Below are 14,676 nucleotides of genomic sequence, written 5' to 3'. Positions count from 1 at the left end.
AGTCAGAAGGATGAAATAGCTATATATCCTTGATCCTTCTGACTGTACCGGGTGTTTAAATGTTGAATTACTGTGGTTCGATCGCCGACTTTGTTTGCAATGCCAAAAGCCGTGAAGATGCGCTGCCTCTGCTGAATGAACACTGTCGATCGCGCTTTTTTCTCCATCCTCGCCGGACTAAAAAAGTGTTGCTGTTCTTTCATGGATTTACCGCTGCACCCTGGCAGTTTGTGCCAATGGGAGAGGCATTTTTTAAGGCGGGTTACAATGTTTTAGTCCCCTTAATGCCCGGTCATGGTCAGGGGGGGAATTGGAGTCGCCAGAATCCTGCGCCATTACCGACTACGGCAGCAGCGTATCAAGATTTTGCCCAGGAATGGCTCGATCGCGCTCAAGAGTTGGGGGAAGAGGTCTACATCGGTGGGTTATCCGGCGGGGGGACGGTAGGGGCATGGTTGGCGTTGGAACGCTGTAACGATATTGCCGGTTGTTTGTTATTTGCGCCCTATTTAAGCAGTAGTAGTCGGGTATTGGATTTGTTTGTGCGAAAGCTGACCCCGGACTATTGTGATTGGGGTGCACCAAGACCCGGACAGGCACGGTATGGGTACGATGGTTTTGACGTGGAAGCCCTAAAAACGGTGTTGTTGATGGGGGGAGATGTGCTGAATCGGGCGAAACGAGAAGCCTCGGCACCGATGTTTATTATTTCGAGTGAGAGCGATCGCGCCGTAGGTCATCGGGAACATCGCACGTTGTTTGAGTCGGTTTCCCGCTTCGCACCTCGGAGTTGGTATCATATTTTTGACCGGGTTTTGGATATTCCTCACACGATGATGACCCAAGGGGAGGGAAATCCTCACGAATCAATGTTGATTGCAATGGCAAAAGCTTATATTGACAGTCATTTAACTTGGGATGAAGTCGGGGATATTGCCGAACGGATGACCCGAGGCGAGACGTTTGATGTGGCAGTTCGGACCCTGAATTTAGGCGATCGCACTGCGGCAGAAATGCCCATTTTTATGACCTTACTGGATAAGCGTTCTTTAGTGATGCAACGCCATACCGGGTTGCGGCGAGCTTAAGTTTCTCTTCTTTCATAATGGCTCTATCTTCAGTCAACCACTTTGCAGGGGTAACGATTGAAGTTTTACTGGCCTAAAAAATCCGGCAGATAACTCTGCCGGATTTAATCTTTAAAAACTCAAGAAATTTATAACGAACCGGGAAGCACGCCTCGCACCCGATTAGTCCGAGGTTGAACTAGCAGTCGGTTGCGATTTTGGGAATCAATAATTACCGGATTAATCAGGGTAGAATTTTCGATGCGAGAATCAATTACCGTGGGATTAATTAAGGTAGAATTCCGAATCGTCGGCTGTCCCGTTTGGGGATAATATTGGGGATAATAATTGGGAGGATAATAGGGATTATATTGTCCTGGATAGACCCCGGGATACCCATAATGGACGGTTCTGGGTTGTCCTACCTGAATGGAAATCCCCCGGTCAATCACGATGGATAGATTAGCATGAGCGGCTGGGGTGTTAAACTGAAAGACTCCAGCAGCGATCGCCATCGGTGCTAAGGCGATCGCGACGGGATGAGATGCTCTAAACGAACGAATTTTATCAAACATTGTGTTGCCTCAAAATGGGGATAAACCAAATCAATCAAATCCAGTACCAGGTTCGGTGACGCACAGGAACGCTAAAATGATTCAGTAGATTGGCTATTTCAGCAATCAACAGCGACATTTTATAGAAAAATCGTGAGTAGAGAACCCTTAGAGCAATTTAAACTTGAGTACCAGACTGGCAAAGACGCATTTGAGCGAGGTCAGTATCGAGAAGCGGTGCAATTCTTAGCAAAAGCGAGTCAATTGGTTGATCGCAATTCCCGATTAGGGGGAGAAACCCTGATGTGGTTGGTCACCGCTTACCAGGCAGCAGGACAATCCTCTGAGGCGATCGCCTTATGCCGAACACTACTGCGTCATCCTAGCATCGAAACCCGCAAACAAGCCAAACGCTTAATCTATATTTTAGAAGCACCCGAACTCAGATCCCGTCCAGAATGGCTCGTTTCCATTCCTGATATGAGTACCCTGGATGAGGGGAACTCAAAAATTGCACAAGTCAGCATGACGGCAACGGCAAAAAAGCCAAAACCCAAGTCTTCGGAATCGGAACTGCCGTTTGAGGACCTCTCCCAAATCAATACCCAAGATAATGGATTTGTTTGGGTGGCGATGGTGGCAGTCGGGTTACTGGTGGCGGGATTACTCTGGTTTAGCTAGGCAACTTTCGGGTTCTCCACCCCCTTCAAACCCTCCCAAAATACGCTAAAATCAAGACAAGTGCGTTCTATTCTTCAGTTAACGGCATACCCGAGTTCCACATAACCCCCCCCAACCCATCAGCAGAGATGCCAAATTCTCAATCTTGAATCAAGCTAGATCCGGGGAACCCCAGTATGGCGATCGCGGTTTCTCCCAATTCCCGCTCATTTCAACCGCTTTCGCCATTGGAACCCGGTCCGAATGTGGCTACTCTGTCCAGGATCCGAGGTTTCCCTAACGGCATTACCTCTTCTCTTACCTGGTGCTGGCGATCGGCCAGGAGGAACCCCAATGCTGGCTCTTTCATCCCCTTTATCCACTCATGAGCGCTGCCGTCAAGGATTTATGCTATGACTCAAGAATTTAGACATAAACGCTTCGATAAAGGTCACATTATTCCCGAATCTTTCTTAGAAGAATTTCGCACTAAAACTCCAAGTACCCGCCGCTATTTATTAAATTCTTTAACTTTATTTGCCTGCATTTCTCCGGAACAACAACATCAGGCATTAAATGATTTAATTCAGTCTGAATTAGTCAGTTTAGCTGAAAAAACTCAAAATTATCTCCAGGACCGGATTCATACCGTTTTCAAGTATTTTGGCGTTGATGAAACTGGAGAATCCAAACGAATTGCTGAATATTATTATCGGTATTATTTACTAACTGGAACCGTTCCCGAAAATTTAACAACTGATTACTTAACTCATCTGTTAAATTTTATTATTGGGATAGAAGTTATTAAAATTATTTTTAGAATGAGCTTTATTGAACAACAGCGCTTTTTTGAAATTCAAGGGCGCTACGCCATTCAGGTAATGATATTTTATCGCTATATTAAACCCATTCGAGAAAAATTAATTCATGAAAAGCTCATTGCCAGAGATGTCAGTGGTAGCTTCTATTATACTAAAATTGACCTAAGTGAGGATAAAATTTTAGATTATATCTTTGAAGTCTTTAAACTGGAAAAAATAGAAACCCTAGGGGAGTTAGCAAAAAATTTACAGTTTGACCGAGAGTATATCTATAAACCCCCTCACGCCGACGATCGCGATGTGCCGGTTTTCTAACTTCCAGACCCTAAATAGGGGAAACTGAAAGAACCCTAAATGGTGACCCCTCCCCATGCACGGATGCCTCACCTTAACCCCTCTAGTCCAGGACAAAGCTGGCGGATCCCGGGAGTCTCTAATTTGGACCTCCTTTCTTCCCCGAGTGGCGACAAAATTTGTCTCGTTATAGTCCCCACTTTGGATAGATCCAATTCATCCCCCTTTATGCAGGCTAACCCCAAACCCGTAGAGATCTTGATCAAAATGAGAAACCCATAACCTGAAACCACCAAGTGTAAAAAAATTTTCTACAATATTGAGTAAATACATCAAAAAATTGACCGGCCTACCCGATATCTACACCGGCCAACGGTATTTTTACGCATTTTTAGAAAAAATCAGGGGCGATCGCCAATCCTAGGAGAAAAAAAATGACGATGACAAATAGCTCTATAAAACGCCAGAAATCCAGCGGACCGCCCAGAGTGCTGCCACCCCCACCGCCGCCTCCCTCCGGTATCGCCAATCGAAACGCCGCGCAACCGGCAGCAACTCCCACTAATTATATCAAAGCCCTGGTCGAACAAGCCCATAGTTGCAAAGCCTCAGATATTCACATTCGCGTTGGCGAAATCCCCCGATTCAGAATCCGGGGACAAATGCGCGAAGCCCCGGAACAACCCCGCCTAACCCCAGAAAAGTTTAACGCTTATCTCAACGAAATTCTCACCCCGGCGCAGCGGTCCCAATTTGCTAAAACCAAAGAACTGGATACCGCCATTTTCTACCCTGGTTTTATTCGCTGTCGGGTGAATTGCTTTGAAACCCTGATGGGTGGGGCGATGGTCCTGCGTTTGATTGACCTCCATGTTCCCTCCATCGATGAACTGCGCTTACCGGAAGTCCTCAAAAAAGTAATTTCCCATTCCCAGGGGTTGGTGTTGGTGACGGGTCCCACGGGTTCGGGTAAATCGACGACAATGGCGGCGATGATTCGCTGTTTAAACGAAAGCAGCTTTAAGCACGTCATTTCCATTGAGGACCCGATTGAATATGTCCATGCGTCGAAAAGTTGCCTGATCTCGCAACGGGAAGTGGGACTGCATACGGATGATTTCCACTCCAGCTTGCGATCGGCTTTGCGGGAGGACCCGGATGTGATTCTGATTGGGGAAATGCGCGATCGCCTGACGATCAATATCGCCCTCCAAGCGGCACAAACCGGCCACTTGGTCCTGGGAACCCTCCATACCCGGACGGCCATCAGCGCGATCAACCGTCTCTTAAATATGTTCAATCCAGAAGAACAAGTCGCCCTGCGAATTCAGATTGTAGAAACATTGTATGCGGTGGTTGCTCAACTGTTGCTTCCCACCACTGATGGAGGACGGACGACGATTAATGATGTGTTAATCAATACCACCACCATGCAGGATTACTTGTATAAGGGAGATGATGAAGGGGCTTTTGCCTTAATGCATTCGGATACTTATGAAGGAATGCAGGTGATGAATCAGGACCTGTATCGCAAAGTCATGGAGGGTCGTGTGGCGATCGAAGTAGCTGAGATGCACTCTCCCGACCCCAATGAATTGGATCGCTTGATTCGCACAGGCGGATTTGATGCCTCGCGATCGCCTCGGGATTTTGCTTAATTCTCTCGTTCCTACGAACCCAGAGAACCACTGAAGTTATTATTACATCCAATAAAATAGCCCGCCTACGCGGGCTATTTTTGTATAGCGGCAGGCTTGAGCCTGTCCGCCACTCTACTCTCACATTAATTTAGCGTTTTGCTAACTTCTTAATCGACATCTTCCGCAAGCGAATCGATATCGGGGTGACTTCTAACAACTCTTCGGGACCGATGTATTCCAGCGCCCGTTCTAAACTCATTTCCACCGGCGCTTGCAACTGCACCAATTCATCTCCAGTGGAAGACCGCACGTTGCTCAACTGCTTTGTTTTCGCGACGTTCAAATCTAAGTCTTGAGGACGGTTATGTTCCCCGACAATCATGCCTTTATATACTTTAGTACCGGGAGTAATAAAGAACACCCCTCGGTCCTCAGCATTTTTCAACGAATAGAACGTTGCCGTTCCTTCCTCAAAGGCAATAATCACACCATTCCGACGGGCTTCAATATCTCCAGCAAGTGGGCGATAATCTAGGAAACTATGGTTCATAATTCCCGCCCCGCGAGTCAGACGCATAAACTCACCTCGGAACCCGATTAAACCGCGTGCAGGAATAGCAAATTCCAATTGCGTGCGTCCCGTGGCATTGACGTGCATATCTTGCATTTCCCCGCGTCGTTCTCCGAGGCGCTGCATACAACCGCCGACCCCTTCTTCGGGAACATCCAGAACCAGACATTCAAACGGTTCACAGGGTTGACCGTTGATTTCACGATAGATCACCTGGGGTTGGGAAACTTGGAATTCGTAGCCTTCCCGACGCATGGTTTCGATCAGGATACCCAGGTGCAATTCACCCCGTCCTGAAACGAGGAATTTATCCGGGGAGTCGGTTTCTTCGACGCGGAGGGCAACGTTGGTTTCGAGTTCTCGGAGGAGGCGATCGCGCAATTGGCGAGAGGTGACGAAGGAGCCTTCTTGTCCAGCAAAGGGCGAATCATTCACCCAGAAGGTCATCTGTAACGTCGGTTCATCCACCTTAATTAAAGGTAACGCTTGGGGATCATTGGGACAAGTAATGGTTTCCCCAATATTCGCATCCGCAAACCCCGCAACGGCAACAATATAACCAGCGGAAGCTTCCGGCATATCCACCCGATTGAGACCTTCAAATCCCATTAATTTGGTGATTTTAGCCTTAACAATTTCGCCCCCTTCCTTGACTAAAGCCGCCTGTTGACCGGCTTTAATGACCCCATTATGAATCCGACCGATGACAATTCGGCCTACATATTCGGAATAATCTAGGGTCGTGACTTGTAATTGAAGGGGTTTGGTGGGGTCTCCGACCGGAGGCGGAACGCGATCGAGAATCAGGTCAAACAGGGGCTGCATATCTACCCCTTCTTCTTCCATATTCGTTTTGGCATATCCCGACAAACCCGAAGCAAACAGGTAGGGGAACTCGCACTGGTCATCATCGGCCCCAAGTTCGATGAATAAATCCAAGACTTTATCTACTGCCGCGTGGGGGTCTGCGCGGGGGCGGTCAATTTTATTGATCACCACAATCGGGCGGAGTCCTTTTTCTAAGGCTTTTTTCAAGACAAAGCGAGTTTGAGGCATGGGGCCTTCATTGGCATCTACAATCAGCAGACAGCCATCCACCATGCCCAGAACCCGTTCCACTTCGCCGCCAAAGTCGGCGTGACCGGGGGTATCGACAATATTGATTAACGTGTCTTTGAAGCGAACGGCAGTATTTTTGGAGAGAATGGTAATGCCGCGCTCCCGTTCTAAGTCATTGGAGTCCATGACGCAATCAGGAACCTCTTCCCCTTCGCGGAAGATGCCAGATTGTTTGAGGAGGGCGTCAACGAGGGTGGTTTTACCGTGATCGACGTGAGCGATGATTGCGAGGTTGCGAATGGGAAGACTCATAAATTGCGTCAGGGATGCGAAATTGCAGAAAAAAGTAAAGCGGATAGCATTTATATTTCTTTACAATTCTAGCGCATCTTAATAGAGATTGCAGATGCGATATCTAAATTTTTGTCTTTCCGGATTTGGAGGGGCAATTAAGGAATTGCCCCGACTCTGGAAACTATCTGCGCCCGCCATCGGGCGGGGTGAGACTGAGTTGCGCCTCGTTGAGATTAGTATTCATTAATTGAGCATTTTCCAAATTAGCCTCTCCCAGACGCGCCCGGGCTAAATTCGCCCCATATAAATTGGCATTTTGGAGGGTCGCTCGTTCTAAACTGGCCCCGGTTAAATTCGCCCCGCGCAAATCGGCCCCCAGTAAATTGGCCCGGTCTAGGTAAGTCGGGGACACCTTACAGGTAGCCCCAGGACATTGGGGACCCGTGGGTTCGATCGCCGATAAATTGGCCCCGCGCAAACTCGCTTGCTGGAGATTGGCATCCATCAGATAGGCCCCGCTGAGTTCCGTAAAACTCAAGTCTGCAAAACTCAGGTCCGTACCATTGAGCTTGCTGGTGAGTAAGCGCGCCCCTCGGAGATTCGCCCCGGAGAGGTTGGCGGCGCGAACATTGGCAGTGGATAAGTCTGCTTGGGTGAGGTTGGCATTTCTCAAGTCTGCACGGACGAGATTGGCCCCGCTTAAATTAGCTTTATGAAGATTGGTCCCGTTCATAATAGCGTCGCGCAGGTCCGCCGCCGTGAGTTGGGAGATGACTAACGGGGGGTTAACTGAAGTAATGCGATCGCGACGAATCGTCGTGGGTAGGGGTCGAACAAACCGCGCTTCACTGAGATTCGCCCCGGAAAAATCAGCCCAGCGTAGAATGGCCCCGCGTAAATCTGCCCCGGTGAGATTGGACTCGGTAAGATTCGCCCCGCGCAAATCTGCTCCCAGTAAATTGGCCCCAGGGAGATTGGCCCCGCGCAAGTCTGCCCCAATCAAGTCGCATCCCATACATTCATTGGTGCGTAATAACTGAAGGACATGATCGGGATTAACCCCGAAGGCGGTTCGGGGAAAGGCGAAGGGAAGTAATACGGCAGCAGCGGCGGATAACAGCCTTGCTGCGACCTGTTTGGGTGCGATCGTCCGTTTCATTGTGTTCCTGTCTCCTGAGTCAGTTTGAAACCCGGTATTTAAACGCTATAAAAACTCGCCCCCTGAAGGGTTCAAGGGATGAGTATCAGATTTCGGATAACTTGAGGGTAGCATTGCCCCAGGCGATCGCCTTTGGCTGCTCCGCCCTACGTGGGAAAATCCTATACTAGAAGAAGATCGGGAACTTCAATGAGGGCAGGATATGGCTCTAAATCCCACAGTAATGCAGGCAGTCGAGAAGCTGAATTATCGCGTTACCGTCGGTGACGTGGCAACTAGCGCCGGACTGCAAGTGAATCTCGCCGAGCGAGAATTATTAGCTTTAGCATCTGAAGCTGGAGGACATTTACAGGTTGCGGACACGGGAGATATTGTCTATCAGTTCCCCAAACAATTTCGCTCCATTCTGCGGAATAAATATTTCCGCATTCAGTTACAGGAATGGTGGGAAAAGGTGTGGCGGGTTCTGTTCTACCTGATCCGGATTTCATTTGGGATTATTTTAATCCTGTCGATTTTTATTATTTTTGCCAGCATTTTTATTCTCCTGACTATGGCGAATAAAGATAGCAACAGCAATCGGGGTGGCCGGTCCCGAGGCGGGGGGATGATATTTTATCCCCGGATGTTTTGGGGACCGGATATTTTCTGGTTTTTCGATCCCAACTATGGTCGGTATCAGCGGGAAAGGAGACAAAAAGCGGCGGCGTCATCATCGGAAAACTCGATGAATTTTTTAGAGGCGGTGTTTTCATTTTTATTTGGAGATGGGAACCCAAATGCTAATTTAGAGGAACGACGCTGGCAGGCGATCGCTGCTACGATTCGGAATCATCAAGGCGCTGTTGTCGCCGAACAAATTGCCCCCTATTTGGATGATTTAGGAACCGGATATGACAAGGAATATGAAGAGTATATGTTGCCGGTCCTGACTCGATTTAATGGTCGTCCTGAAGTCAGTCCGGACGGGCAGATTGTCTATCATTTTCCTGAATTACAGACGACGGCCCAAGACCGAAATACTCTGTCGGTTCCAGCCTATTTACGGGAATTGACCTGGAAATTTAGCGAAGCTTCTACCAGTCAATTAAACCTAGCCGCTGGATTGGGGGTTCTGAATATTGGGGGAGGAATTTTCCTCGGGTATTTATTGCAAGATGGGGCGATCGCTGCCCAGATTGGGGGATTAGTAGCCTTTGCTGCCTCAATTTACTGGCTGTTGATTGGGTATGGAATTGCCTTTTTGTCGGTTCCCTTAATTCGGTATTTGTGGCTAAAAGGACGGAACCGCAAAGTCGAAGCCCGAAACGAAACCAGACAACAACAGGCGATCGCCTTAAATCAACCCTCGGATGAGTTACGCCAAAAACTCACCTATGCCCAACAATTTGCCGCTCAAAACATTATCGGAAGCGGAGATATTGCCTACACCACCGAAACCGATTTAATTGAGCAAGAAAGCCAAAATTCGGCCAAATTAGATGCTGAATGGCTCAAGCGTTTGGAAGGATGAACTTAAAAGGATGAAGGATGACAGAGGGATTCCCTCTTTCACCTTCCCCTTTCCCCCTTCATTCTTCCTTTCCTTAATCCGGCTTCAGCCGTTTGAAGGTCAAAAACCCATAACCATAGGCCGGGGTAAAATTAAAGTTGACCATTTCCCAACCCTGTTCTCCCATCTGATTGGAATACTCATAAAGCGGTTGCTTTTTGTGTTGGTCTCGGAGTTCTTGTCCATTTGCACTATGCACGCAAAGGTCACCGGCAAAGTAGTCAAATCGAACGAAAAGGTATTCCCACTTTGGCACAGTGATCCTCCTGTTTATAGATGGGTTGACAAACAATCTCTCCTCACTCCCTTACCGTAGGAGATCTTAATAGAGACTGGAAAACAGACGGTTGCAGTTGAGCGGCTCACTGAGGCGAGCCCACTCACCCTACAACCAATCCCCAACTGCTTACTCTACACGGATTTTTGCCAAAGTAGCATTTTGGTAATAGTGGAGGACGATTTGTTGGTAATTTACACCCTGAGAAGCCAGATTGTAAGCCCCCCACTGGCTTAATCCGATGCCGTGACCAAATCCCCGACCCTGAAGGGTAAATCCCGTGGGAATATTGGATAGCGTATTTTTACTCGCCGATGGACCCTGTTGAGGCACTACGGTAAACCGGGCGCTTCTGAGGTTGAGGGCCTGCCGTAATTCTTCTCCATCGAGGGTCCGCTGACCCGCATCGCCCACAATCAGCATGGACTGAATTCGCCCGTGGGGGCTAGTGCGTTGAGGGCGCATAGACAAGACATTTCCAACTCCGGAGATCCGGCTGCTGAGTTGACTGCTAGTGAAGGTTTCGGTCCATTCGTAGACGGGGGAACCGGCATCATGGTCCGGGACTCCGCGCAGATAGGGCCTCGGTTCCATCCAGACATCTTCCACATTTTCTGTATGTCCCCCCGAGGAGGAGTGGAACACGGCTTCTATTGGTTGACCATTGTAAACCAGGACTTGTCCGGCAGTTGCTTGCACCGCAGCATGGGTGGTATTGGCTTCTTTTTCGACACCTTGATAAACTTGCCAGTAGGTGTCACTCCCCAGGTCATAAAGGGAAGTCCCGCGTGTTTGGCGCTGATAGAGGGCATAAGTCCGGGCCGCTACCGCTTGCGCTTTGAGGGCTTCCTGGGGCCAACTGGGACTCATTTCCGCCCCTAAGACGCTGTAGAGATATTCTTCGAGGTCCACCTCGTTAATCGCCGTGAGTCCGCCGGAGGTGGGAACCAGGACCGTATTGCCGCGATACCAGCGATCGCCAATATAGACAAACCCATCCCCACTCGGTTCAATCACGATTTGGTTGCCTTGCCAACCGGCGATCGCCACACCAGATCCCGTACTCCGGGCTAAGGTTGCCTCCATGCTATTCAATTGACCCAAGGACCGCCCTGCACTATCTAGGACAGTAGCTGGGGTAGAACTGCCAATAGTCACTTCACTGACATCTTGTTTAATGGCGACTCGCAATAATAAACTGGCTTGAGCTGGGGCAACCATCATCAGCCACATCAAAGCAATCAGCCACCACTGATGTCGGCTTTCCCACAAAGGCTTGAGCGGAGATAACAGTTGGGTTGGGGTGGGTGCTAGTTTCATGGTTGGCAAGCTCCTCAAACAGGAAATCCTCTTAAGATAAATTGCAAAAGATCAGGGTTAATCGGGTTCAGGGAAAGTCTTCGGTTGTGAAGACTGCCCCCTGTCTGGTCATAACCCCCTATCATACAAGCAATATGAGGACAACAAAGGGCAGATGTACTCATTCTTTAGACTGAAATTTTTTAATTTGCCCGGGTTTGCTCAGGGGTGATACTCCATCCGGTACTCATGAGGGGTAGAGGAACTCTAAAACATCTCTAAAATATAAAATATTTGGATGATTGCTCCTCCAAGGAAGACCAGGGGTTGAGAGAGAATGGGTAAGTCTGGAAAACTATGATAGGATAGCGAGTTATCGTTTAAAGGCTCTGCTCATTTGTTCCCCCTGAGTAGAATTGAGTGCGTTGTATTCAGCCTGGAACACAGGATTTTTGATTTAACCCCGTTGAACCCAGTATGCAGGAAGTCCGAAGGGTGGAATTTACCGCCAATAAGTTGTGTTAACGGTTAAAAGAGCGCCTTAAGATGCAGATTACGTTTTTAGGAACCAGTTCCGGTGTACCGACGCGATCGCGGAACGTATCCAGTGTGGCGGTCCGTCTGCCTCAGCGATCGGAGGTGTGGCTGTTTGACTGCGGCGAAGGCACCCAACATCAAATTCTCAGTAGTGAAATCAAAATTAGTCAAATTAGTCGCATCTTTATCACCCATCTCCACGGAGACCATATCTTTGGATTAATGGGGTTGTTAGCCAGTTGCGGTTTAGCCGGGAATGCCAGCCGGATTGATATTTACGGTCCTCCCGGGTTAAATGACTATCTGCAAGCCTGTAGTCGCTACTCCCAAACTCATTTCTCCTATCCCATTAAAGTCCATCAGAGTCGCCCTGGGGTCGTCTATGAGGATGATGAGTTTATTGTCAAATGCGGACGCCTAGAACATCGGGTCACGGCTTTTGGCTATCGTGTCGAGGAAAAAGACCGTCCGGGACGGTTTAATGTGGAAAAAGCAGCAGCCTTGGGGATTCCTTCCGGTCCTCTGTATGGTCAACTCAAACGCGGGGAAACGGTAACCTTAAGCGACGGTCGGCAGATTTCCGGTCAGGAGTTATGTGGACCAACGGAACCGGGGCGGAAAATGGCTTATTGTACGGATACAATTTTTTGTGAGGGGGCGGTGCAACTGGCGCAAGATGTGGATGTGTTGATTCACGAAGCGACGTTTTCTCATCAAGATGCCCAGTTGGCAATCGATCGCCTGCATTCGACCAGTACGATGGCGGCGCAAGTGGCTTTAGCTGCCGGGGTCAAACAATTGATTATGACCCATTTCAGCCCCCGATATGCCCCAGGAAATGATATCCAGTTGGAGGATTTGCGCCAGGAAGCCCGGGCAATTTTTCCGAAGACGGAGATGGCTTACGATTTCTGGACCTATGAGGTGGAACGCCATCGTCCCACGGAGTTAGAGTCAGTAGGGAATTAAGGCGATCGCCCGGAATTCACCAAGTGCGATCGCCACTGACCCTAAAACAGCTTTTATTCTAATCCCGTTTCGGAAATCGCTGGACATTGGCATCGAGGAAGGTCTTCTAATAAAGGAACCAAATTCGGATCCGCAACCAAGATAGAGCTGCCGTTGTCTTCCTTGTACTTCTGGTTACGGAGGCGATCGCGAATTCCTCCCAGGCGATGATTAGAGTCTACAGGCGATCGCGGTTGGGGAACCCCCAAATTAGGCCAGGACGGTAAATCCACACAAGGACAATTTTCTGGAGGAGTTCCCCGAATTTTGGCGGGAACCGGCATAGTACATCGCGCACAGAGCATCAATTCCCACTTCGGCGTGAGCAATTCGGCGATCGTTTCATGGGTTCCTTCCACATAACAACTGCCATTTTTGGGGTCAGTCAGAATTTGCCAACACCTCTCAAATTCTGCACTGTAGTCATTGTCCTGGTAAATCGGGTCCGGTAACACTTTCTCAGTCCCATTATTCACGATGACTTTTTTGCCTAATTGGAACCAGTAGGCAAGATATTTTTTGACCTGTTCTTCCGTTGCCATAAATTTTCCTAAAATCTTTTGACGCTGTTCACAAATTAACCCCATTGGGCTGATTCGCAACATTTTGAATAACCCTAACCAATCGACCCAGAGGCGGTTGCTGGAGAGTTTTTAACGGATTTAGGCAGGGCAATTCTGGAGGATTTAGGGGTAAGCTACCAACCCTTTATGCCTACTGATACCCGACCCTGACTACCATCCCTGGCAATTATCTCCTTAATCCTAGGAAACTTTCGCCTAACTCTATTTTAGCGGGTGTCAAACCCAGATGGGGTAGAAGAATCCACCACTGAAATTGGAGAAATTCTCTTGCAAAGGAGGGTGATCCGGAGGCGAAATTGAGCCGTTTTCGCCCTAGTCCTCTAGGGGTTTAGGAGGGGGGAGAACCGAACCGATCGCACTCAAGTTAATGGCATGACCTCCCGTTACCAGATACACGGGATCCGCGATCGCCCCCAAACGACGCACCACATCCCCCAGGCGATCGCGAAAGGTCCGACCCATTGGGTAGGCAGGAACTACCCCCCATCCTGTTTCCTCCCCGACAAAAATTACAATTCCTTGCTTCAAATGGTTCAGACTCTCCATTAACTCCTCTAAAATTGCCCCCCAAGTGGAGTCTTCTTCTGGTAACAGATTCGCCACCCAAGTGCCTAAAGAATCCACCAACAAACAACAAGGATTCTCGGAGGTTGTCTCTTGGAGAATCGCGGCAGTGAGTGCTACAGGCACCTCTTGGGTCGTCCAGCTTACTAATCGCCTTTGGCGGTGGCGATCGATTCGTCCTTGCCACTCCCAGTCATCCGGATCCAAACGAGAGGTCGCCAGATAAATCACGGGTTTGCCCGATTGTTCTGCCAACTGTTCGGCCCATTCACTCTTCCCCGATCGCGCCGGTCCCGTCACCAAAATGATCCGTTTCACCACCCTCTTTATCCCTGATTTCTGTTATGGGCTCAGTCCCGTCTCCAGATTTCCCCGACACATTACCTGACCTTAGACCCTTGTTGCCTTTCACTCCGTCTGCTGTATCAGTTGTTTTGCTAAAGCGGTAAGTTATACTGCTCCAAGGAGAGTCACTCCATTCCAGATCGTTTCACCCAGGGTCAAGGAGGTTGAAATCCATTAAACCAGGAATGAAAGAGTCCCAACTGCTCGGGTATCCCGAATTTTTATCGTAAATTATACCGCCGGTTTAACCCCTCAAATCCAAATAAAATCTTAAGACCCAGACTACCTGAACAGGGGGTCGGTTTAGCAAAAAGCCGCATGATAACCCAGCGGCGTGATCAGAAGTCCAGGTAAGCCGACTGGATTCCCACCGGGATGATCTAAAACTCAG

Annotated in this window: 13 protein-coding genes; 6 read left to right on the top strand and 7 right to left on the bottom strand. The window is 48.8% G+C overall.

The window, feature by feature from the left end; all coding sequences use genetic code 11:
- The first annotated feature begins 59 nt into the window (after window positions 1–59).
- On the top strand, window positions 60–1,088 hold the full coding sequence (locus NG796_RS22985) for an alpha/beta hydrolase (protein WP_261209492.1): 1,029 nt from the start codon (window positions 60–62) through the stop codon (window positions 1,086–1,088).
- Between the two features lie 128 nt (window positions 1,089–1,216).
- On the opposite strand, the gene NG796_RS22980 is transcribed toward NG796_RS22985, so the two are convergent.
- Window positions 1,217–1,642 (bottom strand): hypothetical protein, encoded by a 426-nt coding sequence (locus NG796_RS22980; RefSeq protein WP_261209491.1) that lies wholly within the window; start codon window positions 1,640–1,642, stop codon window positions 1,217–1,219.
- A 132-nt stretch (window positions 1,643–1,774) separates the two neighbouring features.
- On the opposite strand from NG796_RS22980, the gene NG796_RS22975 reads away from it, so the two are divergent.
- The 3 genes from NG796_RS22975 (at window position 1,775) to NG796_RS22965 (ending at window position 5,054) form a co-directional block, all read left to right on the top strand.
- Window positions 1,775–2,302: a tetratricopeptide repeat protein gene (locus NG796_RS22975; protein WP_261209490.1), complete on the top strand. Its 528-nt coding sequence runs from the start codon at window positions 1,775–1,777 to the stop codon at window positions 2,300–2,302.
- A gap of 392 nt (window positions 2,303–2,694) precedes the next feature.
- Window positions 2,695–3,417: a hypothetical protein gene (locus tag NG796_RS22970; RefSeq protein WP_261209489.1), complete on the top strand. Its 723-nt coding sequence runs from the start codon at window positions 2,695–2,697 to the stop codon at window positions 3,415–3,417.
- A 413-nt stretch (window positions 3,418–3,830) separates the two neighbouring features.
- The gene (locus tag NG796_RS22965; protein ID WP_261209488.1) at window positions 3,831–5,054 is read left to right on the top strand and encodes a type IV pilus twitching motility protein PilT; all 1,224 of its coding nucleotides are present in this window, start codon (window positions 3,831–3,833) and stop codon (window positions 5,052–5,054) included.
- A gap of 130 nt (window positions 5,055–5,184) precedes the next feature.
- Here the strand turns inward: NG796_RS22965 and typA are convergent, their stop codons facing one another.
- Window positions 5,185–6,978: a translational GTPase TypA gene (typA, locus tag NG796_RS22960; protein WP_261209487.1), complete on the bottom strand. Its 1,794-nt coding sequence runs from the start codon at window positions 6,976–6,978 to the stop codon at window positions 5,185–5,187.
- Between the two features lie 163 nt (window positions 6,979–7,141).
- Window positions 7,142–8,119, bottom strand: a complete 978-nt coding sequence (locus tag NG796_RS22955) for a pentapeptide repeat-containing protein (protein ID WP_261209486.1) — start codon at window positions 8,117–8,119, stop codon at window positions 7,142–7,144.
- A 202-nt stretch (window positions 8,120–8,321) separates the two neighbouring features.
- Between NG796_RS22955 and NG796_RS22950 the strand changes: the two genes are divergently transcribed.
- On the top strand, window positions 8,322–9,632 hold the full coding sequence (locus tag NG796_RS22950) for a hypothetical protein (protein ID WP_261209485.1): 1,311 nt from the start codon (window positions 8,322–8,324) through the stop codon (window positions 9,630–9,632).
- A gap of 73 nt (window positions 9,633–9,705) precedes the next feature.
- Here NG796_RS22950 and NG796_RS22945 read toward each other — a convergent pair whose 3' ends face one another.
- Both NG796_RS22945 and NG796_RS22940 read right to left on the bottom strand, forming a co-directional pair.
- Window positions 9,706–9,927, bottom strand: coding sequence for a hypothetical protein (locus NG796_RS22945; protein ID WP_261209484.1), 222 nt, complete (start codon window positions 9,925–9,927; stop codon window positions 9,706–9,708).
- Between the two features lie 150 nt (window positions 9,928–10,077).
- Window positions 10,078–11,268 (bottom strand): SpoIID/LytB domain-containing protein, encoded by a 1,191-nt coding sequence (locus tag NG796_RS22940; protein ID WP_261209482.1) that lies wholly within the window; start codon window positions 11,266–11,268, stop codon window positions 10,078–10,080.
- 525 nt (window positions 11,269–11,793) lie between these two features.
- Between NG796_RS22940 and NG796_RS22935 the strand changes: the two genes are divergently transcribed.
- Window positions 11,794–12,753, top strand: a complete 960-nt coding sequence (locus tag NG796_RS22935) for a ribonuclease Z (protein WP_261209480.1) — start codon at window positions 11,794–11,796, stop codon at window positions 12,751–12,753.
- 53 nt (window positions 12,754–12,806) lie between these two features.
- On the opposite strand, the gene NG796_RS22930 is transcribed toward NG796_RS22935, so the two are convergent.
- Together NG796_RS22930 and cobU are read right to left on the bottom strand one after the other, a co-directional pair.
- Window positions 12,807–13,397 (bottom strand): hypothetical protein, encoded by a 591-nt coding sequence (locus NG796_RS22930; RefSeq protein WP_261209479.1) that lies wholly within the window; start codon window positions 13,395–13,397, stop codon window positions 12,807–12,809.
- Between the two features lie 291 nt (window positions 13,398–13,688).
- Window positions 13,689–14,261, bottom strand: a complete 573-nt coding sequence (cobU, locus tag NG796_RS22925) for a bifunctional adenosylcobinamide kinase/adenosylcobinamide-phosphate guanylyltransferase (protein WP_261209478.1) — start codon at window positions 14,259–14,261, stop codon at window positions 13,689–13,691.
- Window positions 14,262–14,676: the final 415 nt, after the last annotated feature.

Source organism: Laspinema sp. D2d, from assembly GCF_025370755.1.
Lineage (GTDB): Bacteria > Cyanobacteriota > Cyanobacteriia > Cyanobacteriales > Laspinemataceae > Laspinema.
The sequence above is the reverse complement of the archived record's forward strand: the minus strand, read 5'-3'. Positions and strand labels throughout refer to the sequence as shown.

Coding starts and splice junctions, on each gene's coding strand:
- NG796_RS22940 (WP_261209482.1), bottom strand. CDS start 11,268: ATGAAACTAGCACCCACCCCAACCCAACTGTTATCTCCGCTCAAGCCT.
- NG796_RS22955 (WP_261209486.1), bottom strand. CDS start 8,119: ATGAAACGGACGATCGCACCCAAACAGGTCGCAGCAAGGCTGTTATCC.
- NG796_RS22930 (WP_261209479.1), bottom strand. CDS start 13,397: ATGTTGCGAATCAGCCCAATGGGGTTAATTTGTGAACAGCGTCAAAAG.
- typA (WP_261209487.1), bottom strand. CDS start 6,978: ATGAGTCTTCCCATTCGCAACCTCGCAATCATCGCTCACGTCGATCAC.
- NG796_RS22970 (WP_261209489.1), top strand. CDS start 2,695: ATGACTCAAGAATTTAGACATAAACGCTTCGATAAAGGTCACATTATT.
- NG796_RS22950 (WP_261209485.1), top strand. CDS start 8,322: ATGGCTCTAAATCCCACAGTAATGCAGGCAGTCGAGAAGCTGAATTAT.
- NG796_RS22980 (WP_261209491.1), bottom strand. CDS start 1,642: ATGTTTGATAAAATTCGTTCGTTTAGAGCATCTCATCCCGTCGCGATC.
- NG796_RS22985 (WP_261209492.1), top strand. CDS start 60: ATGTTGAATTACTGTGGTTCGATCGCCGACTTTGTTTGCAATGCCAAA.
- NG796_RS22935 (WP_261209480.1), top strand. CDS start 11,794: ATGCAGATTACGTTTTTAGGAACCAGTTCCGGTGTACCGACGCGATCG.
- NG796_RS22965 (WP_261209488.1), top strand. CDS start 3,831: ATGACGATGACAAATAGCTCTATAAAACGCCAGAAATCCAGCGGACCG.